The organism is Microbacterium rhizomatis (assembly GCF_008710745.1).
GTDB lineage: Bacteria > Actinomycetota > Actinomycetes > Actinomycetales > Microbacteriaceae > Microbacterium > Microbacterium rhizomatis.
Window position 1 is genome coordinate 1 of sequence record NZ_VYSA01000003.1, and the last position, 26,210, is coordinate 26,210.

Genomic DNA, 26,210 nt, shown 5'->3' on the forward strand with positions numbered 1-26,210 from the left:
CGGGCGGGCGGCCGGGGGGTGGCCGGGCGGCGTCCGGGTGCCGGGCCGGGGCGGCCGGGCCGGCACGCGGCCGGCCATCTGCAGGGAGCGATGGGACAGAAGTGGCCGAAGTGCGCGTGAGCGACCGCGCACGGGCCCACCTCCCTGCAGATGGCCGAACGGCCGGGCGGCCGGGCGGCCGGGCGGCCGGCCGGGCGGGGCGGCCGGGTGCCGGCGGCCGGGGCGGGTCAGGCCCGAGCGGCCCACCACTCGCGGAGGCGCTGCTCGGCAGCATCCGCCCCGAGGAGCCCCTCGTCGAGCCGCAGGTCCAGCAGGAACCGGTAGGCCGCACCGACGTCGCGGCCCGGCGGAATGCCCAGCACTTCCTGGATGCGATTGCCGTCGAGCTCGGGCCGCATGGCATCGAGCTCTTCCTGCTCGCGGAGTTCGGCGATCCGCCGTTCGATGTCGTCATACGCGCTCGAGAGCATCGCGGCCTTGCGGCGGTTGCGGGTGGTGACATCGGCCCTGGTGAGGATGTGGAGCCGGTCGAGTTCGGAACCCGCGTCCCGCACGTAGCGCCGCACCGCCGAATCGGTCCAGGCGCCTTCGGCATAGCCGAAGAACCGGAGGTGCAGCTCGATCAGCAGGGCGACGGCATCCGTCGTCGCCGAATCGAAGCGCAGGTCGCGCATGCGTTTGCGCGCCATGCGCGCTCCGCGGACGTCGTGGTGGTGGAACGTCACGATCCCGCCGTGCTCGAGCTTCCGCGTGGAGGGCTTGCCGATGTCGTGCAGCAGGGCAGCGAGCCGAAGGGTCACGTCGGGCGCAGCATCCGGCGTCCGGGCACGTTCCAGCGCGATCGCCTGCCGCAGCACGGTCAGGGAGTGCTCGTAGACGTCCTTGTGGTGGTGGTGCTCGTCGACCTCGAGCCGCAGTGCGGGGATCTCGGGCAGGAACTGCGCCATCAGTCCGGTCTCGACGAGCAGCCGGATGCCGCGCACCGGGTCGTCGGTCTGCAGCAGCCGCACCAGCTCGCCCTGGATACGCTCCGGGCTCACGATCGCGAGCGTCTCGCGCAGCGTCGCCATCGCATCGACCGTCGCGGGGTCGACCTCGAACTCGAGCTGGGAGGCGAAGCGGGCGGCCCGCAGCATCCGAAGCGGATCGTCGCCGAAGCTCACTGCCGGATCGGCCGGAGTGCGCAGGCGCCGGGCCAGCAGATCCTCGACACCGCCGGTCGGGTCGACGAGCGTGCGGCCGGGCACCCGCAGGGCCATCGCGTTGATCGTGAAATCGCGCCGGACGAGGTCGGCCTCGAGCGTGTCGCCGAATTCGACGGTGGGCTTGCGCGTCGTGCCGTCGTAGCTGTCGGCGCGATAGGTCGTGATCTCGACCTGCTCGGCGGTGCCTCTCTCGCCGTCGCGGATGCGCGCGCCGATCGTGCCGAACTCGCGGCCGATGTCCCACTGCGCGGTGCTGATCGGCGTCACGATCCGGAGGATGTCGTCGGGTCGGGCGTCTGTGGTGAAGTCGAGGTCGTGGGTCGTGCGGCCCAGAAGCAGGTCACGCACCGGACCGCCGACGATCGCGAGATCGTGGCCGGCGGCGGCGAACGCTCGACCCAGGGCCGAGACCACCGGCGAGCGGGTCAGGGCGTCCAGACGCGCGATCCCCTCGGCCATGTTGATCACCCCCCGAGCCTACCGATCCGCACCGGAGCCCGAGCTTGCCCGCCCACTCCTGTGCACAACGCAGGATCAACGCCCCGCCGCCACCGCGGCACCCGCGGAATCACGGGGCCGCGCGACACCGACACGAGGATCGGTCCTGCGTTGTGCAGCGCAGAAGGCCGTCACCGGGCTCAGGCGAAGCCGAGGAATCCGGTGAACACCAGCTCGCGCACCTTCGGCAGCAGCTCCGCGCGCAGCGCGGCGGGGTCGGCCTCGAGCAGCTGCGCGATCGCCTCGATCAACGTCCCGACGGGCAGGTCGCCGTCGCACGCGCCGACGAGGGCAGCGAGCCCCGGATCAGCGGTCACTGTCCGTGCGAAGCCGCCGCCCTGCCTGAGCTCGATCACGCTCGGGTGCTCCGCGCCGGGCAGATGGTGGCGCGCCTCGGTCACGTCGGGCGCCGTGATCAGCACTGCCTCTGCGAGAGCGGATGCTCCGGCAGGGCCGTCGCCGAGGGCCACCACTGTGTCGTGCGCGGCGAGCGACGCGGCCAGGTGCGCCCCCAACGGCGCGTCCGCCAGCCCGCCGGTCAACCTCTCATAGCGGGCGAGGGTCGGCCCGTCGCCGGATGGAGGCCGCCGCAGCAGCACGTACCCGAACCCGATGCGAGTCACACCGCGCGCGGCGAAATCCTCGAGCCAGGCGTCCACGAGCGCCGCGAACGCGGGCGTCCCCGCGACGGTGCCGCCGTCGCGCACCCACAGCTCGGCGTAGGCGAGCGGGTCGAGCGACTCCCGCTCGATCACCCACGCGTCCATCGGGACCGGCGATGCCTCGACCCAGCCCCGTACGCGGTCCAGGCCGTCGATGCCGTCGAGCGTCTCCCAGTTGCCGAGCAGCTGCGCGACGCCCCCCGCCGTCAGATGCGCCCCCACGTCGTGGATGACCGCCGCCACCAGATCGTCGCCCACCATGCCGGCGTCGCGATACTCGTACGCGGGCACGCCCGTCACGCGCGGAGTGATCACGAACGGCGGATTCGAGACGATCCGATCGAACGTCTCGGCGATGCCGGTCGGTGCACTCACGGGCTCGAACAGGCTCCCCAGCCGGGTCTCGATCCCGTCGATGCCGTTGAGCAACGCGTTGAGGCGGGTGAATCGCAGCGCGCGCTCCGAGATGTCGGTCGCGATGACCCGATCGACCATCCGGCGCGCGCGCAGCGCCTGGATGCCGCATCCTGATCCGAGGTCCAGCCCGAATCCGGCCGGAGTCGGCAGCTGCAAGCCGGCGAGGGTGAGCGAAGCGCCGCCGACGCCGAGCACGTGCTCCTCCGGGAGGGCCGTCCCCAGCGCACCTTCGTCCAGGTCACTCGCGATCCACCATTCGCCCTCCCCCTGCGCGTCGACGAACGACTGAGGGCGCACCAGCACGAGAGGACGGATGCTCTCCCCCTCGCGCACCGCGATGCCCAGGTGCTCGATGCCGGCCACTCCGCAACGCGGCGCGGCTGCCGCGACGTCTCGCGCCGGCTGCGCGACGCCCAGCACGAAAAGGCGCCCGAGGACGGCGAGCGCGTCGGAGCGAGCATCGAGAGATCGCAACGCCGGACCGCGGAGCCCGCGCGGGATCGCATCGTCGGCCTGCGCACCCCATGCTTCCCGCAGCGCTCCGGCGGTGAAATCCGCGGCGTGCAGATCTTCGGCGAGAAGTCGGCAGAGTTCGGGCTCGGGTTCGGGCAGCACGCCTCCATTCAACCCCCTTCCGCCGCACGCGCAGGGGCGATGGAGCACCGGTGCCGGGCGCCTGCGGCGCGCGCTCGGGGTGCTCGGAGGGTCGGACCGTAGAATCGCACCCGATCGTGCGGTCATGAATCGCACAGGAGCGCCCACATGACCGTCACCCCTGCCCGCACCCGCGCCTCGTCGCGCCCGTTGGCGCGCGGGCGCGACCAGTCGGGTGCCAGCGGCCGAGGAAGACGCCGGGCGCGGTTCGTCGGTGCCATCGCGGCGACGATCCTGGTGCTCGGATCCGGTGTGTGGGCCGCCGCCCCCGCGACAGCCTCCGGTGTGGTCGGCGCGGCCGGCAGCACCGCCACTCCCTCCCCGTCACCGAGCCCCACGGCGAGCGGACGGATCGACCTGACCCTGTCGCCCTCAGGCAACGGGGTCGTCACCGCCGGCGAGGGACTCTCGGCCACGGTGACGATCGCGAACGGCACGGAGGCGACCCTCCCGTCCGTCCGCATCACGCTGAGCCTCGGGGCCACGGCTCTGCCCGATCGCGCAGCGCTCACCGCGTGGCTGAGTTCGACCGGCGGCACCGGCGGGATGGTCGGCGTCGGTGACGTCGACATGCCCGCCATCGATGCGGCGTCCTCCCAGAGCCGCACGATCTCGATCGCATCGACCGACGCCGCTCTGGCCAACCGCGCTCCGGGCGTCTACCCGATGATCGCGTCGTACACGGACTCTTCGGGAACCGTCTCATCCACCAGCACGATGATCGTCCCCGATGCCACGGCCACGGCGACCGGCGTGGGGATCGTGGTGCCGATCACCGCCCCCGCCATCGGCACCGGGCTCCTCACCGCCGACGAGCTGACCGACCTGACCGCCGCGGACGGGTCGCTCACGAGCCAGCTCAACGCCGTCGACGGCACGACGGCGATCCTCGCCGTCGACCCCGCGATCCCGGCTGCCATCAGGGCGCTCGGCACGGCAGCGCCCACGCGAGCGATCGCGTGGCTGAGTCGGCTGGAGGCCCTTCCGAACTCGCGATTCGCCCTGCAGTTCGGCGATGCGGATGTCGCCGCCCAGGTCGCGTCGACGTTCGCCGCCCCGCAGAGCCCCGTCTCACTCCAGGCGTACATGTCGGCGCCCGACTTCGTGACCGCGGCGGGCGACAGCCCGACCCTGAGACCGACCTCGTCGCCCACGCCCTCACAGACACCGACTCCGGCATCGACCTCCCCCTCGGGTCCGGCATATCCGTCGCTCGATGAGCTCCTCGACATCGGCGACGAGCACTCCGACGTGTACTGGCCGGAGGGGGGTACCGCGAGCGCCGCCGTCCTGAGCGCCTTGGCGGGCAGCGCGCCGCAATCGCTCACCCTGGTCCCCTCGGCGACGCTCGCCGGCGCGAACCCCGGCGCACGCGCGACGGCCGACGGCGCTCAGGTGCTGGCGTACGACAGCGACGTGTCGTCCGCGCTGCACGCAGCATCGCTCGTCGACTCCGCCGCCCTCCGCGGGGCTCCCCTGACCACGGCCACGGCCTATCTGGCATTCGCCGCGAAGGATGCCGGGGGCCGCCCGCTCCTCGTCACCGTCGATCGTGGGTCCGGTCGCTCCGCGCTCGCGCTGGGGGCTGCGATCTCGGCCGCGCAGGCGCCCGGGCTCGTGCCCGTGGGGCTCGACGCACTCGCTTCCACGACTCCGCTGCCGGCGCAGACCGCAGAGACGGCGATCGACCAAGAGCGTTCGGCTGCCGCATCCACGCTGGCGGCGAGGGAGGCACGAGTCGCCTCGTTCGCGACGATCCTGGACGATCCTTCGCTGCTGACCGGGCAGCAGCGCGCCGAGACCCTCCAGCTGCTCGGCAACGCCTGGCGTGACACCCCGGATGCGTGGCAGTCCGCCCTCGCGGTCAACGAGGCGGCCACGGCGGCGACGCTCAACTCCGTCGGGATCCTCGCTCCCACGACGATTCAGCTGCTCAGCCCCCAGACACCCCTGCAGTTCTGGGTGCACAACGACCTCCCCTACCCCGTGAACGTCGTGCTTCATGCCTCGCGCGATGACCTCCGTATCGACGTTCAATCGCAGACGGTCGTGAACGGGGCCAGCCCCCGCAGCAACACACGTGTCGAAGTGCCGGTCACCACCCATGTCGGGAATGCCCAGGTCAGCATCGCGATGCAGCTGCACAGCCCGACGGGTGAGGTGATCGGCGCATCGCAGCGTGCCGACGTCACCGTCCGCGCCGATTGGGAGGGCATCGCGATCACGGCGCTCCTCATCATCATCGGGGTGCTCGTCGTCTTCGGCCTGGTCCGCACGATCCTGCGGCGTCGGCGGGCCCGCGGCGCGGGAGCCGCACCGGCGTCGGATGCCCCCACCGACGGTGCGGGGTCCACATGAGCAGCCTCGGGCGCGCGAGCGTGATCATCGGCGCGGGCACACTCGTCTCGCGCGTGACGGGCCTCCTCCGCACGATCGTGCTGGTGGCGGCGATCGGGGCGGTCGGTAAGGCGTCCGACGCGTTCACCGTCGCCAACACCCTGCCCAACTCGATCTTCGCGATCATCTCAACTGGCCTGCTCACGGCGGTGATCGTGCCGCAGATCGTCCGAGTGAGCGCCGACCCCGACGGCGGCAGGGCGTTCATCTCGAAGCTCTTCACCCTCGGCACCGTGGTCCTCATCGTCACGGCGGCGATCGCGACGGCCGCCTCCCCGTGGCTCGTGCAGCTGTACGCGCCAGACTTCACGGCCGACCAGCTCGCGCTCGGCACGGCGTTCGCCTACTGGTGCATGCCGCAGATCCTCTTCTACGGGCTCTACGCGCTGCTCGGCGAAACGCTCAATGCGCGGCGCATCTTCACGCCGTTCACGTGGGCGCCGATCGTGAACAACTTCGTCTCGATCGCCGGGTTCGTGCTCTTCATCGTGCTGTTCGGCAGCGACCGTTCCGGCCTCGAGGGCTGGACACCCGAGATGGTCACGGTCCTGGGCGGCACGGCCACCGTGGGCATCGTCGTCCAGGCCGGCGTGCTCATGCTGTTCTGGCGCCGCACCGGCATTCACGTGCGACCCGACTTCCGGTGGCGCGGCGTCGGCCTCAATCAGATCGGCCGGCTCGCGGGCTGGACGTTCCTGATGGTGATCGCCGGCCAGCTCGCCGGCCTCGTGCAGTCCCGGGTGGTCTCGGCGGCCTCGGGCGGCAACGCTGCGCAGACGGTCATGGGCAACGCCTGGCTGATCTTCATGCTCCCCTACTCGATCATCGTGCTGTCGATCGGCACGGCGTACTTCACCCAGCTGAGCGAGCACGCCGTCGCGGGGCGACACGATGAAGTGCGCGGCGACGTCGCGCGCAGCATCCGCACCCTCGGTGTCTTCCTCGTGGGAGGCACCGCTGCACTCGCGGTCACAGCGATCCCCGCCTCGCGCATCTTCACGAACAACCGAGCGGATGCTGCCGCCGCCGCAGAGGTGCTGCTCTGCTTCCTCGTGGCCCTGGTGCCGCTGGCCGTGCTGTTCGTCGTGCAGCGCACCTTCTACGCCTACAACGACACCCGTACACCGTTCTTCTTCACGCTGCTGCAATGCGTGCTCGTGGTTGTCTCTGCGTGGATCGCCGCCGCCGTCTTCCCCCCGCAGCACCTGGCCGCCGGCATCGCCCTGGGGCAGTCGTTCGCGAGCATCGTGCAGGTGATCGTGGCGACGTGGTTGCTGAACCGGCGCCTGGGCGGCATCGCCGTCGGATCGTGGATGCGGGCGCTCGTCCGTTTCGCGATCGCCGCGCTGCCGGCAGCCGGCGTCGGCTGGCTCACGTTCGTCCTGCTGGGCGGGATCGAGGGATGGATGGTGTCGAGCACCGTCCTCGCGGTGGTGGGGACGATGATCGTCGGCGGCGTGAGCATGCTCGTGTACATCGGCTTCCTCGCGCTGCTGCGCGCTCCGGAGCTCGAGCCCGCTCTCGACCTGGTGCGCCGGCGGCTCCCGGGCCGACGCTAGCGCTTCGTCGGAGAATCCGGCGCATGTCGAAGGATTGGCCGCAAATCCTCCGACAATCCGTGGATGCTCCGACGTTCAGGGTTTCGCGACCCCGCGATCGCGGGAATGCCACGCGGTTACCATGTGTTGAAGCGTCTGTCACTCATCGAGGGGAATCGCCGTGCGTCAGGTCATCATCATCGGATCAGGTCCTGCGGGCTACACGGCCGCGGTCTACGCGGCGCGTGCCAACCTCGAGCCCCTCGTCGTCGCGAGCTCCGTCGAGGCGGGTGGCGAGCTCATGAACACGACCGAGGTCGAGAACTTCCCCGGGTTCCCCGAGGGCATCCAGGGCCCCGAGCTCATGGAGAAGATGCAGACGCAGGCCGAGAAGTTCGGCGCCGAGATCCTCTACGACGACGTCGTGGAGCTCGATCTCGACGGCGACGTGAAGACCGTCACACTCGGCAGCGGCGCCGTGCACGAGGCGTCGGCTGTCATCTATGCGACGGGTTCGGCGTACCGCAAGCTCGGGCTCGCAGGCGAAGAGCGCCTCTCCGGCCGCGGCGTCTCCTGGTGCGCCACCTGCGACGGCTTCTTCTTCCGCGAGAAGACGATCGCGGTCGTCGGCGGCGGCGACTCGGCGATGGAGGAGGCGACCTTCCTCACGCGCTTCGCATCGAAGGTCTACATCATCCACCGCAAGGATTCGCTGCGCGCCTCGAAGATCATGCAGGAGCGCGCGTTCGCGAACGACAAGATCGAGTTCGTCTGGAACAGCGAAGTGGCCGACATCCTTGGGGAGGATGCGGTGAACGGCGTCGTCCTGAGAGACACCGTCGACGGGTCGACCCGTGAACTGGCGCTCGACGGCCTTTTCGTCGCGATCGGCAACGACCCGCGCACGCACCTCGTGCACGGCAAGCTCGACCTCACCCCCGAGGGCACGATCTGGGTGGACGGCCGCTCTTCCCGCACCTCGGTGCCCGGCGTCTTCGCGGCAGGCGACGTGATCGACCCCACCTACCGTCAGGCTGCGACGGCCGCCGGCAGCGGAACGGTCGCGGCCCTCGACGCCGAGCATTTCCTCGCCGCTCTGGGTGAAGCCGGCTTTCCCGAGGTGAGCCGCGACCAGATCGAGAACCTGGCCGGGGCCGACGCCGCCTGAGCGCCTCCTGTGAGGGTGGAACAATCCGCCTCCACCGCATGTTCTACCCGATATCAAACGTTCCGATCTAAGGAGAATGACATGACCGCCAAGGCAACGAATTCCAGCACGTGGGACCAGGACGTCCTGCAGGCGGAGGGGCCTGTGCTGGTCGATTTCTGGGCTGAGTGGTGCGGGCCGTGTCGCATGGTCGCCCCCGTGCTCGACCAGATCCAGTCGGAGCACCCCGACAAGATCACGATCCTCAAGCTCAACGTCGACGAGAACCCCGACCTCGCGATGAAGTACCAGATCACCTCGATCCCCGCGATGAAGGTGTTCTCCGGCGGCGAGGTGAAGACCACGATCATCGGCGCCAAGCCGAAGTTCGCTCTCGAGAAGGATCTCGCCGACTTCATCGGCTGATCGATCCCGCTTCGGTGAACGGGGAGCGAGCGTGCGAGCGTATCGAGATCCCCGAACCGACGAGAAACCCCCGAGGATATTTCCTCGGGGGTTTTTCCGTGGGAGTGTCGATCTCGCTCGACCCCGTTCGACGTACAGGGTGAAGGGGCCGATGGGTGCCCCGCCCGACCGAGAGGACCACTCCGATGCGTTACATGCTGATCATGAATGTGCTGCCCGAGGCCGCTGAGGCCGCGAAAGACCTCGACATGGCCGCGATCGTCGCCGCGATGGGCGCATACAACGAAGAACTGCAGGGAGCGGGCATCCTGCTGTCCGCGGAAGGCCTGTCGGATGCCTCCGAGGGCTTCCGCGTCGACTTCTCGTCGACACCGCCCGTGGTGACCGACGGGCCGTTCGCCGAAGCCCGCGAGGTCTTCACGGGATTCTGGATGCTCGAAGTCGCCACCCGCGAAGAGGCCGAGCACTGGGCCCGCAAGTGCCCGCTGGGCCCCGGTGTCTTCCTGGAGGTGCGCCGGGTGAACGAGATGGCCGACTTCGATCTGCCCGCCGACAACGAGTGGCTCGTCAAGGAGCAGGAGTGGCGCGCCGCCCAGGCGTGAGCGTTCTCCTGCCGCGCTCAGGACGCGTCCGCACGCACCACCGCATCCCAGCGGCGGTGCGTGTTGGCGTCGCCGAGCAGACGCCACACGGCGGGCGTCAGGGGCGGGTAGTCGAGAGCGATCTGCCGCAGCACACGGTAATGGCGTGCGGCATTGGGCTTGGCTCCGCCGTTCTCGGTGATGTTGTCGGCGCGGAGCATGAACACGACCAGCTCATCGACGCTCGGGAGATCTTCCATGAAGTCCCACGGGTCTTCGCCCTCACGGAGCCGCTCGTGGATGAGGGTCTGACGCTCATCGGATGCCTCGGCACGAAGCACTTCGAGGCTCGCCCGCCGTCTCGTGGTGTCATCACGCCTCTCCATGAATCCAGCCTACGACGAGCACGAGAGCCGGGACCTTCCCTCGCGAATACGCTGGGCGGATGAGCGAGGACACGGCGTCCGGGCACCGCACGGCCGATGGCGGGCGCGGGTCCGGGCAGCGCGCGGTCGAGGCGGTGTGGCGTGCCGAATCCGCGCGCATCGTCGCCGCCCTCACGCGTCACACGGGCGACTTCGCGTGGGCGGAAGACCTCGCCCAGGAGGCTCTTGTCGAAGCTCTCGCGAATTGGCCGGGGTCCGGCATCCCCGACAATCCGGGTGCGTGGCTCCTCACCGTCGCCAAGCGTCGGGCGATCGACGGCTGGCGGCGCCGAGAGCGTATGAGCCGGCGTGAGCCGCTCCTGGCCCACGATGTGATGCTCGCGGAGCAGGAGGACCCCGTCGAGGCCCTGGGCGACCCCGATCGCATCGACGATGACGTGTTGAGGCTGGTCTTCATCGCGTGTCACCCGATCCTTCCGGCGCAGGCCCGTCTGGCCGTCACGCTCCGAACTGTCGCCGGGCTCACCACCGAGCAGATCGCCCGCGTCCTCCTGATGACCGTTCCCGCGGTGCAGCAGCGGATCGTCCGGGCCAAGCGCACGCTCAGCTCCGCGCACATCCCCTTCGAGGTACCCGACCGCAGTGAGCGACCCGAACGGCTCGCGAGCGTGCTCCAGGTGATCTACCTGCTCTTCACCGAGGGGTACGCGGCCGCGGGGGGCGATCATCCCATCCGCCCGGATGTCGCTCGCGAAGCCGTGCGCCTCGCCAGGCAGCTCGCTCCTCTCATGCCCGCGGAGCCCGAGGTTCAGGCACTCATCGCGCTCATGGAATTTCAGTCATCGCGATTCGCGGCTCGCGTGGATGCCGAGGGACTGCCGTTGACCCTCGCCGAGCAGGACCGGCGCCGGTGGGATCGCTCTGCGATCGGCCGGGGGCGAGCGGCTCTGGCACGCGTCGCCGCCGCCGATCGAGGACTCGGGTACTACGGACTGCAGGCGTCGATCGCGCAGTGCCACGCGGTGGCGCCCACCGTCGACGACACCGACTGGCCGCGGATCGTCGCACTCTACGATGGCCTGCTCTCGCTGGCGCCCTCCCCCGTCGTGCGCCTCAATCGCGCCGTCGCCGTCGCCATGGCAGACGGGCCCGACGCGGCCCTCGTGCTCGTCCGGGAGCTCGAGAGCGATCTGGGTGACTTCCGGCCGCTGCATGCGGTGCGTGGCGAACTGCTCGAGCGAAGCGGAGATGCGGATGCTGCCGCCGCCGCCTTCGACAGGGCTGCCGCACTCCCCGGCAACGCGGCCGAGACGATCGTGCTCCGCCGCCGCTCGGCCGCGCTGCGGCCCCACCCCGCGGTGGTCGAGTAGCGGGCTTGCGAGCGTATCGAGACCCCCGCGCCTCCCGTCAGGCCGTCGCAGATCCGGCCGGACCACCGCTTCCGGGCGGAATCACCGTCCCCTGATGAAACCGAATCCTCGGCACCCCGCTCTTCGTGTCCCAGATCGACGAGTGGCGGCTGCTGGTCGCATGCGTGTCCAGCCGATAGGTCACCAGAAACAGGCCCGGTGCGATCTCGTTGAACAGCCATTCGTCTGTCGTCGGCATTTCGCGTCTTTGTTCCGCCGCCAACGCCCCGACGATCTCGTCGCGCGTCCAACGCCGTCCCGAGCGCCCGATCTCGATGAAGTCGGTGTCGAGCAATGCGTCAACCCCCGTCGGGTCGCGCCGGGTCTCGTTCCTGAGGAGCGCGATCTCGGCATCCATGATCGCTTCGAAGCGGTCGGCGGGTTCCCACATGAGATGAACCTATCGACGCGATCAGTAGCCGAGCCGTGCCGCCGCACGCCGGACGATCGGCTCACGGCTCATCCTCGCGCTCACCATGCCGGCCTCCACCTGCGCCGGGTCGACATCGCTGCCGTGCGGTGACCCCGCGTCGAAGGGAGGTTCGGGTTCGTACTCCATCGCAAGCTGAGCGCTTCGCGCCACATCGGCGCCATAGAGTTCTGCGGCCAGACTGAGAGCGAAGTCGATGCCGCTCGTGACACCGCCTCCGGTGATCAGAGCGTCATCGCGAACGACCCGCGCATGCACCGGGATCGCTCCCAGAATCTCGAGCATGGGGTGGGATGCCCAGTGGGTGGTCGCGCGGTGTCCGTGGAGAAGCCCTGCCGCGCCGAGAACGAACGACCCCGTGCAGACGCTCGTCACATACCGGGCACCTGCGGCTTGCCGCCTCACGAAATCGAGCACCGCGGCATCCTCCATCACGTCGAACGCACCAGGCCCACCGGGAACCATCAGGACATCTGCCTGCGGTGCGTCTTCGAAGCTGACTGTGGGAAGGATCGAGAAGCCCGACCCCGTCATGACAGGTTCGATGCGGTGCCACACCAGATGACTGACTGCTCCCGGCAGCCGTGAGAACACCTCGAGGGGTCCGGTGAGATCGAGCTGAGTGACCCGCGGAAACAGCAGGGAGACGAAATGAATGGGCGACGTCATCCGTCCATCGTGCCCGAGGACCGACACCCGCGGTGCTCGAGTAGCGAGCTGCGAACGTATCGAGCCCCCGCGCCGTCCGCTCAGACCGCGCCGTACTCCGTCTCACCGATCGCGGCGAGGATGCGGTTCAAGTCCTGAATCGTGGCAAAATCTATGCTGATCTGGCCTTTTCGTGCACCGAGATTGATCCGTACCTTGGTATCGAGTCGATCTCCAAGCCGCTCGGCAACCTCGTCGAGGTGCGCCCGACGCGCTCCCGCCTTGGGTGCGGGTGACCGCCGATCGGCAGCATCCGCTCCCTTAGCCGCGGCCTCAGCGGCGCGCACCGACAGATCTTCGTTCACGATCTTGTCCGACAGGCGCTGCATCGCGTCCGGATTGTCGAGCGACAGGATGGCCCGGGCATGGCCGGCACTGAGTACACCGGCGGCAACGCGCTGCTGCACAGGGATCGGCAGCTTCAGGAGGCGGATGGTGTTGCTGATCTGCGGACGTGAGCGGCCGATCCGCGTCGCCAGCTGCTCCTGGGTGATGCCGAAGTCGGCGAGCAGCTGCTCGTAAGCGGATGCCTCTTCGAGGGGATTCAGTTCCGACCGGTGAAGGTTTTCGAGCAGGGCGTCGCGCAGGAGGTTCTCGTCAGCTGTATCGCGTACGACAGCGGGAATCGACGTGAGTCCCGCCTCGCGGGCCGCGCGGGTGCGTCGCTCCCCCATGATGAGCTCGTAGGTCCCGTCGCCTGCCGCGCGAACCACGACAGGCTGCAGCACACCGAACTCGCGCACGCTGTGAACGAGCTCGGCGAGATCATCGGCATCGAAATTCGTGCGTGGCTGGCGAGGATTCGGCACGATGGCGTGCGGATCGATCTGTACGAGATGAGCGCCCGGAACCGCGACCAGATCATCCGCAGCCGCGGGCGCTGCCACGGTGCTCTCGGCGTCCCCCGTGGACTGTGCGGGCCCGATCTGTGCGCCGGGAAAGAAGACGTCGACCGGTCGCGCCTCGTTGGGCTCCTGCGTCGGGATCAGGGCACCGATGCCGCGTCCGAGTCCAGTTCGCTTCGCCATCAGGATTCTCCCTCACCGCGCTCGGCGGAATCGGGCACCGGGGATGTGCTCCCGGTGCCGGTGTTGTCACGGCGGATGATCTCGACGGCTGCTTCGCGATACGCCACTGCGCCTGCCGATTGCCCATCGTAGGCGATGACCGTCTGGCCGAAGCTCGGTGCCTCCGAGACGCGCACCGAGCGCGGTATGACGGTTGTGAGCACTTCCTGCGGAAAGTGACCTCGCACTTCTTCCGCAACCTGCTGCGCGAGACGGGTGCGGCCGTCATACATCGTGAGGAGGATGGTGGACAGGCGCAGCTTCGGGTTGAGGTGCTTCTGGATCATCCGGACCGTGCCGAGAAGCTGGCTGAGCCCCTCGAGGGCGTAGTACTCGCACTGAATCGGGATGAGGAGTTCCTGTGCCGCGGCGAAGGCGTTGATGGTGAGGAGTCCCAGCGACGGCGGACAGTCGATGAGAACGAAATCCAGTCTGTCTTCGAGGCCGTCGAGATAGTCGTCGAGAGCCGTGCGGAGCCGATACTCACGGGCAACCTGCGTCACGAGCTCAATCTCTGCGCCGGCAAGGTGAATCGTGCTCGGCGCACAGAGAAGGTCGGGGGATTCGGGACTCGTTTGCACGATGTCAGCGAGCGGGAACTCATCGATCAGGACGTCGTAGATGCTCGGGATATCGGCTGTGTGCGGAACACCGAGCGCCGTGGACGCGTTCCCCTGCGGATCCAGGTCGATCACGAGGACCCGGGCACCGACCGATACGAGTGCCGCGGCGATGTTCACTGCCGTCGTCGTCTTCCCCACGCCACCCTTCTGGTTCGAGACCGTCAGCACTCTCGTCCGCCCGGTGAGCGGTACATCAACCGCCTCGAGCGCACGGCGGCGGGCGGAAAGGTCCGCGATCTCGCGGCCAAGGGGAGTGTCGTCGTCGAGAGAGAAGGATGCTGCTGCACCCGTGGTCTCGGGATGTTCCACGTGAAACGCTCCGCTCACTCACTCGGGGGACCTCCCTACTCTAGGCGAGGCCTTCATGACTCTAGGCGAGGCCTTCATGGACTTGTTGTCGACGTCGGTTCACGGACGTCTGGTGGACGCAGCGAGCTCGCCTTCACCCGCTGATCGATTGGTGAGCTCCTTCACCCCGTGGTCGAGTAGCGAGCTCCTTCGCCCGGTGGTCGAGCTCGCGACCGCCACCCGTTTCACGTGAAACACCACGATCTCGATACGCTCGTCGAAGCTTCACTGCTCGATCACCGAAAGACCCTCACCCGCTGTCCAGTCTCGGACTTGCCCGCAGCCGTTGGTCGAGTGACGACCTCGCGAGCGCATCGAGACCGCCACCCGTTTCACGTGAAACACCACGATCTCGATACGCTCGCTGGGGCCACTGCTCGATGACTGAAACACCCTCCATCGCTGGCCGAGTCGCGGACTCATCCTCACCCGCGGGTCGAGTAGCGAACTCGCGAGCGTATAGAGACAGTCACCCGCTCACGTTTCACGTGAAACATTCGTTGATCTCGTACACTCACCGGCGCCTCCCTGCGGATGGCGATCGAGTAGCGAGCTCGCGATCGCATCGACTCCACGACGATCACACCAGGCACTCCGGAGCGTCGAAGGGCACATCGGCTTCCGGGGACTCTTCCTGCTGAGCGCGGACAATACCTCTGTGTACCCCCAGATGAGCGCGCGCCGCTTCGCTCGACTCCCGTTCAGCGCCTGCTTCTGTCGGAAGCACGCCGCGACTGCCAGCGACCTCTCCGAGTAGCCGAGTCGCACAGGAAGCCGTCGTTCGGTGTACTCCGAATCTGCGCGCAGATTGCGATGGGCGACAGGGCGATCGAGATCCCACCTCCTGCCGACATAGAGCGATCCGTCGGCACAGGTCCGGATGTACATGAACGGCATCACCCCAGCATCGAGTACGTCACCCGATGCCCGCGCCGCCGAAATCACATCTGTGCAGAACGGTCCTCCAACCCCCACCTGGGGAGGGCTCGTGATCTCGATACGCCCGAAGCCCGGTCCTCGATCACCGTCGCACCTTGGTCGATTCGGCGCGCGGCGCCGTACCGAAACTCCACGCTCATGACGCTCCCGCAGTGTTTCACGTGAAACACCCCGGAGCTCGATACGCGCTAAATCTCGCTACGCGCCCCGCCGCCTGGGGGTTGAGCGGGCGCGCGGCGCCATACCGAGACCATGGGCCGGCAACACGCGGATCGTCAGCGAACGGTCGCCCGGAACACGCGGGTCGCTTCGTCAACGAGGCCTTCACCGACGACCTCGACGCGCACGTCGCTCAGACCGTATTTGCGGATCTGCTTGCTCGCCGCGGCGACTTCACTCTCGACGCTTGCGCCCTTCATGAGGATCAGCTCGCCACCATCGCGCACGAGGGGAGCGGTCAGAGGAATCAAGGTTCGCAGTGCGCTGACCGCCCGAGCCGTCACCGCGTCGAGCGGAGCATCCGGCTTCCAGTCCTCAGCGCGAGCTCGAACGACCTCTACGTTGTCGAGTTTCAACTCATCGACCTGCTCGTTCAACCACGCGATGCGTCGCTCCATCGGCTCGATGAGAACCCACTGCACATCAGGGCAGACGATCGCCAGCACAAGTCCGGGTAGTCCCGCTCCGGAACCGACATCTCCCACCCGACCGGAGAAGAGGGGACCGACGATGGCGCTGTTGAGTACGTGACGACTCCACAACCGCGCTGGTTCGAGCGGGCCGATCAGGCCCCGTTCTTCACCATGCTCAGCGAGCGCCATTGTGAAGCGTCGCGCGACGTCGATCCGGTCTCCGAAGATCGCAGCGGCTGCCGGTGGCTCTGTCTCAAGGGAAGCCATCACCGTTTCACGTGAAACATCAACCGCGGCGAATCACGGTGTGACGGTCAGCGCCCTCGCCATACGACTCAGAGACCAGACCGCGATCAGCGACGATGTCGTGGATGAGCTTGCGTTCGTAGCTCGACATCGCCGGCAGCGAAGCCTGAGTCGCCCCGTCGTCCAGACGCTCTATTGCGCGCGACACGAGCGCCTCGAGCTCGCGTTGCCGCGTGTCTCGCGACCCCGCGACATCGAGGATGAGCCTCGAGAACCGTCCTGTCTTGGTCTGCACGGCGATTCGTGTCAGTTCTTGCAGCGCCTGCACGGTGTCGGGATCTGCGAGCAATGAGAGGGATGTTGCATCCTCACCCTCGACGGAGAGATACGCCCGCCCGCCACGCACGTCGATAGCAAGATCCCCGTCGATGTCAGCGATGTCGAGCAGTTCCTCGATGTAGTCGGCGGCGACGTCGCCCTCTTGCTCCAACTGCTCTACGGTGGCTGTCGCTCGCTCCGGAATGGTGTCGATCGACGCGTTCTCAGACGTACTGGTCATGGCTGTCCTCGGTGGAAGGGGTATCAGGAGGTCGCAGGCTTGCCGGTCGCGGCATCACCGGGTCGTGAAGATTCAGAGCGAGCCTGCGACTGGTTCTTCACCTTCGAGGCAGGCTGACCGCCGGCTTTCGCCGCGGGCTGGCCGGCCGGCTTCGCGCTGGGCTGATTGCCGGAGTTCGGACCGGATTGGTTCGCGGTCTTCGGCCCCGACTGCGCGGGCGGCTTCGTCGTGTCCTGCGGCTTTGCCGGGGGGAGCTGCTTCTTCGCGCGCTGCTTGCCCACAGGTTGCTGTCGCTTCGGCGCGGCAGCCTTGGCCTTCTCCGCCTCGTCGAGTAGACGCTGCTGCTCGGCCTGATACTTCTCCATCGAGATGATCTTGCCGCTCGAATCGATCGCCTTACCTCGGCGGGCCAATCGCTCCTCGCGCAACTTCGCTGCTTCCGAGCCGGGCGTCGGGAGATTACGGATGACGAGGAACTGCTGCACCATCGTCCACACGTTGGAGGTGAACCAGTAGATGACGACACCCAGCGGGAAGAACACGCCCGAGAAGACGAACGCGAAAGGAAGGATGTAGAGCATGATGCGCTGCATCTGGTACGCCTGGCCGGTCTTCGCCTCGGGGGAGAGGTTCTTCGAGATGATCTGCAGCTGCGTGAGGAACTGCGATGCGATCATCAGGACGACCAGCACCACGAGGATCGTGACGGTGACCTGCCATCCCTCGGGCTGAGTCTGCCAAGCGCCCACGAGCGTGTCGTGGAGGGAGGCGACCCCGAAGAGTTTGGCGTTGTAGAACTCCATCGTGAGCTCAGGGGTCAGCGGACCGACACCACCGCGGCCGGCCTCGGCGTTGGCCTTGATCGAACTCAGTGTGCTGTACAGCGAGAAGAACACCGGCATCTGCACGAGCAGGGGAAGACACCCTGAAACGGGGGAGGTGCCGTTCTTCTTATAGAGCGCCATCGTCTCTCGGCTCATGGCTTCGCGAGAGAGCTGATCCTTCTTGCCCTTGTACTTCTCTTGAACTTTCCGCAGTTCAGGCGCAATTTCCATCATCTTGCGCTGACTCTTGATCTGCTTGACGAAGAGGGGGATCAGCGCCGCCCGGACGACGACCACCAGCCCGATGATCGCCAACACCCACGTGATACCCGCGGCCGCAGGCAACCCGATGAAGGTGAAGACCGCGTGCCATGCGACGAGCACGAGCTCGACCACCCATTTGAGTGGCCACAGGATGGTTCCAAGCAGATCCGGCACGGATCAGTCCTTTCCAAGGGGTACGACGAAACCGTGGGGGGTCAGGTCGTACGAGAAGTTCTTGTGCGGGGGCACGTCGTCGATCCCGCCGGCTGCCCACGGGTGGCAACGAGCGATGCGAGCCGCGGCCATGAGCGAGCCTTTCAGTGCACCGTGCTGCTGCACGGCGCCCACGGCGTAAGCGGAACAGGACGGGTAGTACTTGCAAACGTCGCCATAGGCATGAGAGATCGTCGCACGGTAACCATGGAGCAGGCTCAACGCGACGTTGCGTGGAACGAGAGGCACCGATAGCCAGAGCGCGGATGCCGCGAGGCGTCCGTCACCGGTGGCCGACGTGGGCAAGGTCGCCGAACTCATGCGGCTCTCCGTGCGAGACATCGAGCCACTTCGTCGCGAAGATCGCCGTACGCGGCGGTCGCGGCGGTCGGAAGTGCGCGGATCACGATCTCGCTGCCGGGGCGAACAGACGGAAGGGCCTCGAAGCACACGGCCTTCAGACGGCGGCGGATCGTGTTTCGTACGACCGCGTTCCCGACCTGCTTGCTGACGATGAAGCCGAAACGAGATGCTCGGACTTCACCCGAGGTGACGACGTACGTCACCGTGTGGGCACCGGCACACCGCTGCCCCCGACGGACGACGGCCTTGTACTCCGCCCCTCGGGTGAGTCGGTTCGGCCGTGAGAGCACCGCTGCGGGTCAGGCCGAGAGCTCGGTGCGCCCCTTGGCGCGGCGAGCCGAGAGGATGGCGCGACCGGCGCGCGTGTGCATACGGGCACGGAAACCGTGCTTCTTCGCGCGACGGCGGTTGTTGGGCTGGTAGGTGCGCTTGCTCATGAAGATCACTTCCGGATCAGGGTGTCACCGGTATCGTTGCGACGCTCGACCGGGACGAAGGGATGCAGGGACTGCCGCGAAGGCATAAGTCAACCGATTTAGGCTACGTCGGATCGCGGAAATACTCAAACCGGCACCCGAGCGCCGCATTATCCCCATTCTCTGTCACGGGCATGGCAAAGACACGCGGGCGGCCCCTACAGTGGAGTTTGCTCAAGCGACGCCCTCTGACTAGCGTGGCTCCGGCAAGTTATCCACAGGCCGACGTGCGTTTCTCCGTCGGAGCCGCGGACGCAACAAGATAACCCCGGGGGGGTCATGTCACCGCACGATATTCCAGATGTTCCCATCTGGTCGGCCGTGCTCGGCGAACTCGCCGGCGATGACAGGATCACCCCGCAGCTCCAGGGCTTTCTGAACCTCGCTGTGCCGCAGGGCGTCATGAGCGGCACGCTCTATCTGGATGTGCCGAACGACCTGACGGCCGCTCAGATCAACAAGCGCATGCGCGCGCCCATCCTCGAGGCGCTTTCACGAGTGGATGCGGAACCGGAAGCCGCGTCGTTCCGCGTGGTCGTCAATCCGGAGCTGACCGAGAACTCCCACGCCTTCTCCGCACCGGCGCCCGCGCAGTCGGTCGCCCCGACTGCACCGATCAGACCGCAGACGGAAGAGGCGGCGGATGCCGCAGCATCCGTCTCGCGAAGTGACACGCGACTGAACCCGAAGTACACGTTCGACAACTTCGTCATCGGGCAGTCCAACCGCTTCGCACATGCTGCGGCAGTCGCCGTGGCAGAGGCCCCCGCCAAGGCATATAACCCGCTGTTCATCTACGGCGATTCGGGGCTCGGCAAGACACACCTGCTGCACGCCATCGGCGACTACGCGATGAGCCTGTACTCCGGCATCCGTGTCCGCTACGTCTCGAGCGAAGAGTTCACGAACGACTTCATCAACTCGATCGCGAACAACCGCGGCTCCGCATTCCAGGCGCGGTACCGCGACGTCGACATCCTCCTGATCGACGACATCCAGTTCCTGCAGGGTCGTGCCGAGACACAGGAAGCCTTCTTCCACACGTTCAACACGCTGCACGATCATGACAAGCAGGTCGTCATCACCAGCGATGTGCCCCCCAAGCACCTCACGGGCTTCGAAGATCGCATGCGCAGCCGATTCGAGTGGGGCCTGATCACCGATGTGCAGGCGCCCGATCTCGAAACGCGCATCGCGATCCTCCGCAAGAAGGCGCAGAGCGAGCGGCTGCAGATCCCCGACGAGGTGCTGGAGTACATCGCCACGAAGGTCTCGTCCAACATCCGCGAGCTCGAGGGCGCGTTGATCCGTGTCTCGGCATTCGCCAGCTTGAACCGTTCGACGCTCGACATGTCGCTCGCGCAGACCGTGCTCCGCGACATCATCGACCAGGACGACGCGAACGTCATCTCGCCGACGGACATCATCACCGCCACAGCGCAGTACTTCAAGCTGTCCGTCGATGACCTCTACGGCTCGAGCCGATCGCAGTCCGTAGCCACGGCGCGTCAGATCGCCATGTATCTGTGCCGCGAACGAACCAGCCTCTCCTTGCCGAAGATCGGGCACCTCTTCGGCAACCGCGATCACACGACGGTCATGTACGCCTACAAGAAGATCAGCGACCTGATGAAAGAGCGTCGGTCGATCTACAACCAGGTCACCGAGATCACGACGCAGCTCGGCCGCGTCGGCCGCTGAGAGGCGTTCCGATCCGCATCTGTCGGCGTTGATCGCTCCTCCGAGCGCGTCAGCGTGTTCCGACACGCCCGCCGATGGAATATGCCGCAATCAGTCCTTGACACGAGGGCCGCAGCGGGGCCATTATTCCGGTTCTGCACAGTGTGGAAAACCTGTGGATAACTTTTCTAAGTTGCGGAAACCGTGTGCGTGGCGCCGACTCACCTGTGGATGGATTCGCCGCGAGTGCACGACGTCCACGGACGATGGGATGTCGGTTCCGCAGGCCGTGCACATCTCACACCGTTGTAGTTCCCCGCTCTCGACAAGCATCGCTCGAGTTGTCCACAGTTTCCACAGGCGTTAAGAAGATGACAGATAACTACTCAATTGAACTCCGATCGATCACCTTGACGGCGAAAGTCCCGGATCTGGTGTGCAGCGCGGCGGGCACTAGCATGGGAACCCAGACTCGAAGCTCGAAGGAGCGCCAGTGAGGTTCCACGTCAATCGCGATGTGTTCAGCGAAGCAGTGTCGTTCGTCGTCAAGCTTCTGCCGCAGCGCAATCCGCAGCCGATCCTGGCGGGCGTGCTGATCGAAGCATCCGATGCGGGGCTCTCGCTCGCAGCCTTCGACTACGAGGCCTCCGCACGGACCACGATCGAAGCCACGGTCGACGAACCCGGCACGATCCTCGTGCACGGACGGCTACTGTCCGAGATCGCCAGCCGCCTGCCGAACGCCCCGATCCAGATCGAGGTCGATGACGACGGCGGGATCGTGCTCACCTGTGGGTCGGCACGCTTCACGCTCTCGTCGATGCCGGTGCAGGAGTACCCCGCGATCCCCGAGGTGACGGGTGACTCGGGTCTCGTCCCGGGTGAAGATTTCGCGACGGCGATCGCCCAGGTCGCCTTCGCGGCGTCTCGCGACGACGTGACCCCGGTCCTGACCGGTGTACAACTCGAAGTGAGCGGCACGCAGCTGAGCCTCGTGGCGACCGACCGCTACCGCGTCGCGCTGCGTGAGATTCCGTGGGACGGCGGAGCGACAGCATCCGAAGAATCCACCACCGCTCTCGTGCCGGCACGCACACTCCAGGAGGTGGGCAAGACCTTCGCCCACGGTGGCGACATCTCGATCGCTTTCTCGGGTGCCGGCGACCGCGAGATCATCGCCTTCACGGCGGGCAACAAGACGGTCACCTCGCTGCTGATCAAGGGCAACTTCCCGCCGGTGCGACGCTTGTTCCCCGAGGCGACCGACCACCACGCGGTCGTCAACACGGCCGAGCTGACCGAAGCCGTGCGGCGCGTGTCACTCGTTCTCGATCGCTCGGCTCCCCTCCGGTTCACGTTCACGACCGACAGCGTGTCGATGGATGCCTCGGGCACCGAGCAGGCGCGGGCATCGGAGTCCGTCGATGCCCACCTGGTCGGCGAAGACGTGACGCTCGGCCTCAACCCGCAGTATCTGCTCGAGTCACTCGCGGCTGTTCGCAGCGAGTTCGCGCGGATCACGTTCACGTCGAGCGAGAACGCGAACAAGCTCAGCCCCGTGCTCGTGACCGCGCAGACGTCGGTCGACAAGGCAGGCTCGGACTCGTTCAAGTACCTGCTGCAGCCGAACCTCCTCCTGCGCTAGCGCGGGCGGCGTCGGAATCCCCGACTAGCCTGAACCAGTGATCGTGGAGCACCTGAGCCTCGTCGACTTCCGCAACTATGCGGTCGCCGATGTCGCACTGGTACCCGGGCCGAATGTCTTCGTCGGGCGAAACGGCCAGGGCAAGACCAACCTCGCTGAGGCGATCGCCTACTTCGCCACGCTCGGGTCACACCGCGTGTCGTCCGACGCGCCGATGGTCCGCGACGGTGCCGACGCCGCGATCGTGCGCGCTCGACTTGCACACGGCGAACGGCGTGTGCAGCTCGAGCTGCAGCTGAACAGACAGGGTTCGAATCGCGCGCGAGTCAACGGTTCGGCGGTGAAGACCGCTGAACTGCCGCGCTACGCGCAGGTGGTGCTCTTCGCGCCGGAAGATCTCCAGATCGTGCGCGGCGACCCGTCCGCGCGTCGCCGCTTCGCTGATCAGCTGCTCGTGCAGCGCGCGCCCCGCATGTCGGGTGTTCTCGCCGACTACGACCGGGTGCTCCGTCAACGCACCGCGCTCCTGAAGTCGGCGAAGGCGAGAGGCATCCGCGGTGATGCCCTTTCGACTCTCGATGTGTGGGACGAGAAGCTCGTCTCACTCGGTACCGAGCTGATCGAGGCGCGCCTGGGTCTCGCGGCCGACCTGGCCGCGCCCCTGGCCGACGCCTACACCGCCATCGCAGGAGCGGATCACGAGCCCCGGCTGGACTGGGCGCTCTCGGTTCGCGGCGGCGATCCTGAAGAAGATGCCGCAGCTCCCGCGCCGGATGGGACTGCGACCTCGATCGGCGACCTGTTCCGTGCTGCACTCGCGGCGAAGCGCCCCGCCGAGATCGATCGTGGTCTCACGCTCGTGGGTCCGCACCGCGACGACCTCGTGCTGCGGGTGCGCGGTCTGCCGGTGAAGGGGTACGCGTCGCACGGCGAATCGTGGTCGATGGCGCTGAGCCTGCGGCTCGCGTCCGCCGAACTACTGCGCGCGGAGTCTCAGCTGGGCGACCCGGTGCTCATCCTCGACGATGTGTTCGCCGAACTGGACACGGATCGGCGGGCCCGGCTCGGCGAGCTCGCCGGCGGGTACGAACAGGTCATCGTCACTGCTGCGGTCGAGCAGGACGTTCCGCCCGGGCTGCGCGCGCGCATCGTGCGTGTCGAGGGCGGAAGAATCGTCGAGGAATCGGATGCCTGATCCCGCCGCCCCCGGCGAAGCAGGCGCCGGCGAACCCGATGTCCCCGAGACACTCGCCACCTACCTCCGGCTGCGGGGTCTCAAGCCCTCGGCCCGGGCGAGCCGTCGCAAGCGTCGTGTCCGTGGCGACGATGAGAATGCGCCGTTCACACCGGGGCGCGATCCGCACGGCGTGGGCGACGTGCTGTCGGATCTCACGCGCAGCGCGGGCTGGGATTCTCAGCTCGCCCGCGAAGACCTCGTGCGCCAGTGGGCCGATGTCGCCGGTGCGGACACGGCCGGCCACACCCGTCCGGTGGCCCTGACCGACGGTCTGCTGACCGTGCAGGCTGATTCCACCGCATGGGCGAAACAGCTCCAGCTCATGCGTGCGCACATCCTTTCGGAGGTCATCCGGCGCTTCCCGGATGCGGGGGTCGACAGCATCCGCTTCATTGGGCCGGACGTTCCCTCTTGGAAATGGGGTCCCAGAGCCATTCCAGGGCGCGGCCCGCGCGACACCTACGGCTGAGCCACGGTTTGGGGACACCCCGTGCAGTTCATCGCTCCACAGGGGCGTATAAACCCCGGTCGAAGCTCGTCTCTTGGTAGGCTGGGGTCACACTGCCGAACCGATCTGGAGCGCTCGAACACCTATGACGTCTCTTACCCCCGAAAGCGTTCCCGACGAACCCGTCTCCTCTGCCGCTGCGACCACCCCGCATGAGTACGGAGCCGACGAGATCCAAGTTCTCGAGGGGCTGGAGGCGGTGCGCAAGCGACCGGGCATGTACATCGGGTCCACGGGTCCGCGCGGTTTGCATCATCTGGTTCAGGAGATCGTCGACAACTCGGTCGATGAGGCCCTCGCGGGAGCCAATGACGCGATCATCGTGACGATCCTCGCCGACGGCGGTATCCGCGTCATCGACTTCGGTCGAGGCATCCCGGTCGATCCTCATTCCTCGGATCCGACGAAGTCCACCGTCGAGGTCGTGCTGACGATCCTCCACGCCGGAGGCAAGTTCGGTGGCGGCGGCTACGCGGTCTCGGGTGGTCTGCACGGCGTCGGTTCGTCCGTGGTGAACGCCCTCTCGACCCGGTTCGAGGTCGAGATCAAACGGCAGGGTCACGTCTGGCGGCACAGCTTCGCGAACGGCGGCCAGCCGCAGCAGCAGCTGGAGAAGGGCGAGGAGACCGACGAGACCGGTACAACCATCACCTTCTGGCCCGACCCCACGATCTTCACCGAGACCGTCGAGTTCGACTACGACACCCTCCGCACGCGGTTCCAGCAGATGGCGTTCCTGAACAAGGGCCTACGGATCGAGCTCCATGACGAGCGCCCCCAGGCCACGATCGACGAAGAGGTCGACGGGGTTCTCGTCACGAAGCAGCGCGAAGACGTCTTCCTCTATGAGCGCGGCCTCGTCGACTACGTCGAGTACCTCAACAAGGTGCGCAAGGCCGAGCACGTCAACGAAGAGATCATCGACTTCGAGTCCGAAGACACCGAGCGCAAGATCGCGCTCGAAGTCGCCATGCAGTGGACCACGAGTTACACCGAGAACGTCTTCACCTATGCGAACACCATCAACACGCACGAGGGGGGCACACACGAAGAAGGCTTCCGAGCCGCGCTGACCACCCTGGTGAACAAATACGCCCGTGCGAACGGCCTCCTCAAGGAGAAGGACGAGAACCTCTCGGGCGACGACGTGCGCGAAGGCCTCACTGCGGTGATCTCGGTGAAGCTGTCGGAACCGCAGTTCGAGGGTCAGACGAAGACGAAGCTCGGAAACACCGAAGCGAAGGCGTTCGTGCAGAAGGTCGTGGGCGACCGGCTCGGAGACTGGTTCGATCGCAACCCGGCGCAGGCCAAGAACATCATCCGCAAGTCGATCGATGCCGCCACGGCCCGGCTCGCCGCGCGCAAGGCGCGCGAGACCGCGCGCCGCAAGAGCGTGTTCGAGAGTGCGGCCATGCCCGACAAGCTCAAGGACTGCACGAGCAAAGACCCCTCGATCAGCGAGATCTTCCTCGTCGAGGGCGACTCGGCCGGCGGCTCGGCCGTTCAGGGTCGCGACCCGCACACGCAGGCGATCCTCGCCCTCCGCGGCAAGATCCTCAACGTCGAGCGCGCACGCCTCGATCGCGCACTGGGTAACAAAGAGGTGCAGGCGATGATCCAGGCGTTCGGCACGGGCATCGGCGAGGACTTCGACATCACCAAGGCGCGCTATCACAAGATCGTGCTCATGGCTGATGCCGACGTCGACGGCCAGCACATCACGACGCTGCTGCTCACGCTTCTGTTCCGTTACATGCGCGGACTCATCGAAGCCGGGTACGTGTACCTCGCTCAGCCTCCGCTGTACCGGCTCAAGTGGTCGAACTCGCCGCACGAGTACGTCTACAGCGACCGCGAGCGTGACGCGCTTCTGGCCGAGGGCGTCGCCGGTGGCAAGCGGATCCCGAAAGACAACGGCATCCAGCGCTACAAGGGCCTCGGCGAGATGAACGACAAAGAGCTCTGGGAGACCACGATGGATCCCGAGACACGCACTCTGCTGCAGGTGACGATCGACGACGCCGCGTCGGCCGACGAGATCTTCTCGACGCTCATGGGCGAAGACGTCGAATCGCGCCGGACCTTCATCCAGCGCAACGCCAAAGACGTCCGCTTCCTCGACATCTGA

The 26,210-nt window shown here is 67.1% G+C and carries 23 protein-coding genes and 1 pseudogene; 11 read left to right on the forward strand and 13 right to left on the reverse strand.

What is annotated here, in order from left to right; genetic code table 11:
• Window positions 1-227 precede the first annotated feature (227 nt).
• A complete protein-coding gene (locus F6B43_RS13960) occupies window positions 228-1,673 on the reverse strand; it encodes a CCA tRNA nucleotidyltransferase (protein ID WP_150449610.1) in 1,446 nt (481 codons plus the stop codon).
• A gap of 170 nt (window positions 1,674-1,843) precedes the next feature.
• On the reverse strand, window positions 1,844-3,397 hold the full coding sequence (locus F6B43_RS13965) for a N5-glutamine methyltransferase family protein (protein ID WP_246159971.1): 1,554 nt from the start codon (window positions 3,395-3,397) through the stop codon (window positions 1,844-1,846).
• Between the two features lie 147 nt (window positions 3,398-3,544).
• Here F6B43_RS13965 and F6B43_RS19625 point away from each other — a divergent pair, with 147 nt between their 5' ends.
• The 5 genes from F6B43_RS19625 (at window position 3,545) to F6B43_RS13990 (ending at window position 9,546) form a co-directional block, all read left to right on the forward strand.
• Entirely contained in the window at window positions 3,545-5,794 is a 2,250-nt protein-coding gene (locus F6B43_RS19625) for a DUF6049 family protein (RefSeq protein WP_170285670.1), read from the forward strand.
• Window positions 5,791-7,392 (forward strand): murein biosynthesis integral membrane protein MurJ, encoded by a 1,602-nt coding sequence (gene murJ, locus F6B43_RS13975; RefSeq protein WP_150449612.1) that lies wholly within the window; start codon window positions 5,791-5,793, stop codon window positions 7,390-7,392. Before F6B43_RS19625 ends, murJ begins: the two co-directional genes overlap by 4 nt.
• A 160-nt stretch (window positions 7,393-7,552) precedes the next feature.
• Window positions 7,553-8,539 carry a thioredoxin-disulfide reductase gene (trxB, locus tag F6B43_RS13980; RefSeq protein WP_150449613.1) on the forward strand — a complete coding sequence of 329 codons (987 nt, stop codon included), beginning with the start codon at window positions 7,553-7,555 and terminating at the stop codon, window positions 8,537-8,539.
• Window positions 8,540-8,620: 81 nt separating this feature from the next.
• The gene (trxA, locus tag F6B43_RS13985; protein ID WP_150449614.1) at window positions 8,621-8,944 is read left to right on the forward strand and encodes a thioredoxin; all 324 of its coding nucleotides are present in this window, start codon (window positions 8,621-8,623) and stop codon (window positions 8,942-8,944) included.
• Between the two features lie 194 nt (window positions 8,945-9,138).
• Window positions 9,139-9,546 (forward strand): YciI family protein, encoded by a 408-nt coding sequence (locus F6B43_RS13990; protein WP_343030101.1) that lies wholly within the window; start codon window positions 9,139-9,141, stop codon window positions 9,544-9,546.
• A gap of 17 nt (window positions 9,547-9,563) precedes the next feature.
• On the opposite strand, the gene F6B43_RS13995 is transcribed toward F6B43_RS13990, so the two are convergent.
• Window positions 9,564-9,911, reverse strand: coding sequence for a tryptophan synthase subunit alpha (locus F6B43_RS13995; RefSeq protein WP_150449616.1), 348 nt, complete (start codon window positions 9,909-9,911; stop codon window positions 9,564-9,566).
• Window positions 9,912-9,970: 59 nt separating this feature from the next.
• Between F6B43_RS13995 and F6B43_RS14000 the strand changes: the two genes are divergently transcribed.
• Window positions 9,971-11,281 carry an RNA polymerase sigma factor gene (locus F6B43_RS14000; RefSeq protein WP_150449617.1) on the forward strand — a complete coding sequence of 437 codons (1,311 nt, stop codon included), beginning with the start codon at window positions 9,971-9,973 and terminating at the stop codon, window positions 11,279-11,281.
• Between the two features lie 37 nt (window positions 11,282-11,318).
• Here the strand turns inward: F6B43_RS14000 and F6B43_RS14005 are convergent, their stop codons facing one another.
• The 10 genes and pseudogenes from F6B43_RS14005 to rpmH form a co-directional block, all read right to left on the reverse strand.
• Window positions 11,319-11,678, reverse strand: a complete 360-nt coding sequence (locus F6B43_RS14005; RefSeq protein ID WP_170285671.1) for a nuclear transport factor 2 family protein — start codon at window positions 11,676-11,678, stop codon at window positions 11,319-11,321.
• A 54-nt stretch (window positions 11,679-11,732) separates the two neighbouring features.
• Window positions 11,733-12,419, reverse strand: a complete 687-nt coding sequence (locus tag F6B43_RS14010) for a DJ-1/PfpI family protein (protein WP_150449619.1) — start codon at window positions 12,417-12,419, stop codon at window positions 11,733-11,735.
• Between the two features lie 80 nt (window positions 12,420-12,499).
• Window positions 12,500-13,486, reverse strand: a complete 987-nt coding sequence (locus F6B43_RS14015) for a ParB/RepB/Spo0J family partition protein (RefSeq protein WP_150449620.1) — start codon at window positions 13,484-13,486, stop codon at window positions 12,500-12,502.
• Window positions 13,486-14,457 (reverse strand): ParA family protein, encoded by a 972-nt coding sequence (locus tag F6B43_RS14020; protein ID WP_150449621.1) that lies wholly within the window; start codon window positions 14,455-14,457, stop codon window positions 13,486-13,488. Before F6B43_RS14020 ends, F6B43_RS14015 begins: the two co-directional genes overlap by 1 nt.
• A 1,253-nt stretch (window positions 14,458-15,710) precedes the next feature.
• A complete protein-coding gene (gene rsmG / locus F6B43_RS14025) occupies window positions 15,711-16,334 on the reverse strand; it encodes a 16S rRNA (guanine(527)-N(7))-methyltransferase RsmG (protein ID WP_150449622.1) in 624 nt (207 codons plus the stop codon).
• Window positions 16,335-16,353: 19 nt separating this feature from the next.
• Window positions 16,354-16,872 (reverse strand): Jag family protein, encoded by a 519-nt coding sequence (locus F6B43_RS14030; RefSeq protein WP_150449623.1) that lies wholly within the window; start codon window positions 16,870-16,872, stop codon window positions 16,354-16,356.
• Between the two features lie 224 nt (window positions 16,873-17,096).
• Window positions 17,097-18,134: pseudogene (gene yidC, locus F6B43_RS14035) on the reverse strand (membrane protein insertase YidC); the annotation flags it as partial.
• A 3-nt stretch (window positions 18,135-18,137) separates the two neighbouring features.
• Window positions 18,138-18,494: a membrane protein insertion efficiency factor YidD gene (gene yidD, locus F6B43_RS14040; protein ID WP_246159972.1), complete on the reverse strand. Its 357-nt coding sequence runs from the start codon at window positions 18,492-18,494 to the stop codon at window positions 18,138-18,140.
• On the reverse strand, window positions 18,491-18,826 hold the full coding sequence (gene rnpA / locus F6B43_RS14045) for a ribonuclease P protein component (RefSeq protein WP_150449625.1): 336 nt from the start codon (window positions 18,824-18,826) through the stop codon (window positions 18,491-18,493). Before rnpA ends, yidD begins: the two co-directional genes overlap by 4 nt.
• A gap of 9 nt (window positions 18,827-18,835) precedes the next feature.
• Window positions 18,836-18,973 (reverse strand): 50S ribosomal protein L34, encoded by a 138-nt coding sequence (rpmH, locus tag F6B43_RS14050; RefSeq protein WP_150449626.1) that lies wholly within the window; start codon window positions 18,971-18,973, stop codon window positions 18,836-18,838.
• Window positions 18,974-19,291: 318 nt separating this feature from the next.
• Here rpmH and dnaA point away from each other — a divergent pair, with 318 nt between their 5' ends.
• From dnaA to gyrB, 5 genes are all read left to right on the forward strand, one after another.
• Entirely contained in the window at window positions 19,292-20,713 is a 1,422-nt protein-coding gene (dnaA, locus tag F6B43_RS14055; RefSeq protein ID WP_150449627.1) for a chromosomal replication initiator protein DnaA, read from the forward strand.
• Window positions 20,714-21,185: 472 nt separating this feature from the next.
• Window positions 21,186-22,337: a DNA polymerase III subunit beta gene (gene dnaN, locus F6B43_RS14060; RefSeq protein ID WP_150449628.1), complete on the forward strand. Its 1,152-nt coding sequence runs from the start codon at window positions 21,186-21,188 to the stop codon at window positions 22,335-22,337.
• A gap of 37 nt (window positions 22,338-22,374) precedes the next feature.
• On the forward strand, window positions 22,375-23,532 hold the full coding sequence (gene recF, locus F6B43_RS14065) for a DNA replication/repair protein RecF (protein WP_150449629.1): 1,158 nt from the start codon (window positions 22,375-22,377) through the stop codon (window positions 23,530-23,532).
• Window positions 23,525-24,043 carry a DciA family protein gene (locus tag F6B43_RS14070; RefSeq protein ID WP_150449630.1) on the forward strand — a complete coding sequence of 173 codons (519 nt, stop codon included), beginning with the start codon at window positions 23,525-23,527 and terminating at the stop codon, window positions 24,041-24,043. Before recF ends, F6B43_RS14070 begins: the two co-directional genes overlap by 8 nt.
• A gap of 124 nt (window positions 24,044-24,167) precedes the next feature.
• Window positions 24,168-26,210, forward strand: coding sequence for a DNA topoisomerase (ATP-hydrolyzing) subunit B (gene gyrB / locus F6B43_RS14075; RefSeq protein ID WP_150449631.1), 2,043 nt, complete (start codon window positions 24,168-24,170; stop codon window positions 26,208-26,210).

What these genes read in the sequence shown, in the direction of transcription:
- trxA (WP_150449614.1), top strand. Translation starts at nt 8,621, where the DNA reads ATGACCGCCAAGGCAACGAATTCCAGCACGTGGGACCAGGACGTCCTG.
- murJ (WP_150449612.1), top strand. Translation starts at nt 5,791, where the DNA reads ATGAGCAGCCTCGGGCGCGCGAGCGTGATCATCGGCGCGGGCACACTC.
- F6B43_RS14015 (WP_150449620.1), bottom strand. Translation starts at nt 13,486, where the DNA reads ATGGCGAAGCGAACTGGACTCGGACGCGGCATCGGTGCCCTGATCCCG.
- F6B43_RS14005 (WP_170285671.1), bottom strand. Translation starts at nt 11,678, where the DNA reads ATGGATGCCGAGATCGCGCTCCTCAGGAACGAGACCCGGCGCGACCCG.
- rsmG (WP_150449622.1), bottom strand. Translation starts at nt 16,334, where the DNA reads ATGGCTTCCCTTGAGACAGAGCCACCGGCAGCCGCTGCGATCTTCGGA.
- F6B43_RS14010 (WP_150449619.1), bottom strand. Translation starts at nt 12,419, where the DNA reads ATGACGTCGCCCATTCATTTCGTCTCCCTGCTGTTTCCGCGGGTCACT.
- rpmH (WP_150449626.1), bottom strand. Translation starts at nt 18,973, where the DNA reads ATGAGCAAGCGCACCTACCAGCCCAACAACCGCCGTCGCGCGAAGAAG.
- yidD (WP_246159972.1), bottom strand. Translation starts at nt 18,494, where the DNA reads ATGAGTTCGGCGACCTTGCCCACGTCGGCCACCGGTGACGGACGCCTC.
- F6B43_RS14000 (WP_150449617.1), top strand. Translation starts at nt 9,971, where the DNA reads ATGAGCGAGGACACGGCGTCCGGGCACCGCACGGCCGATGGCGGGCGC.
- dnaA (WP_150449627.1), top strand. Translation starts at nt 19,292, where the DNA reads ATGTCACCGCACGATATTCCAGATGTTCCCATCTGGTCGGCCGTGCTC.
- F6B43_RS13995 (WP_150449616.1), bottom strand. Translation starts at nt 9,911, where the DNA reads ATGGAGAGGCGTGATGACACCACGAGACGGCGGGCGAGCCTCGAAGTG.
- gyrB (WP_150449631.1), top strand. Translation starts at nt 24,168, where the DNA reads ATGACGTCTCTTACCCCCGAAAGCGTTCCCGACGAACCCGTCTCCTCT.
- F6B43_RS14030 (WP_150449623.1), bottom strand. Translation starts at nt 16,872, where the DNA reads ATGACCAGTACGTCTGAGAACGCGTCGATCGACACCATTCCGGAGCGA.
- F6B43_RS14070 (WP_150449630.1), top strand. Translation starts at nt 23,525, where the DNA reads ATGCCTGATCCCGCCGCCCCCGGCGAAGCAGGCGCCGGCGAACCCGAT.
- F6B43_RS19625 (WP_170285670.1), top strand. Translation starts at nt 3,545, where the DNA reads ATGACCGTCACCCCTGCCCGCACCCGCGCCTCGTCGCGCCCGTTGGCG.
- F6B43_RS13990 (WP_343030101.1), top strand. Translation starts at nt 9,139, where the DNA reads ATGCTGATCATGAATGTGCTGCCCGAGGCCGCTGAGGCCGCGAAAGAC.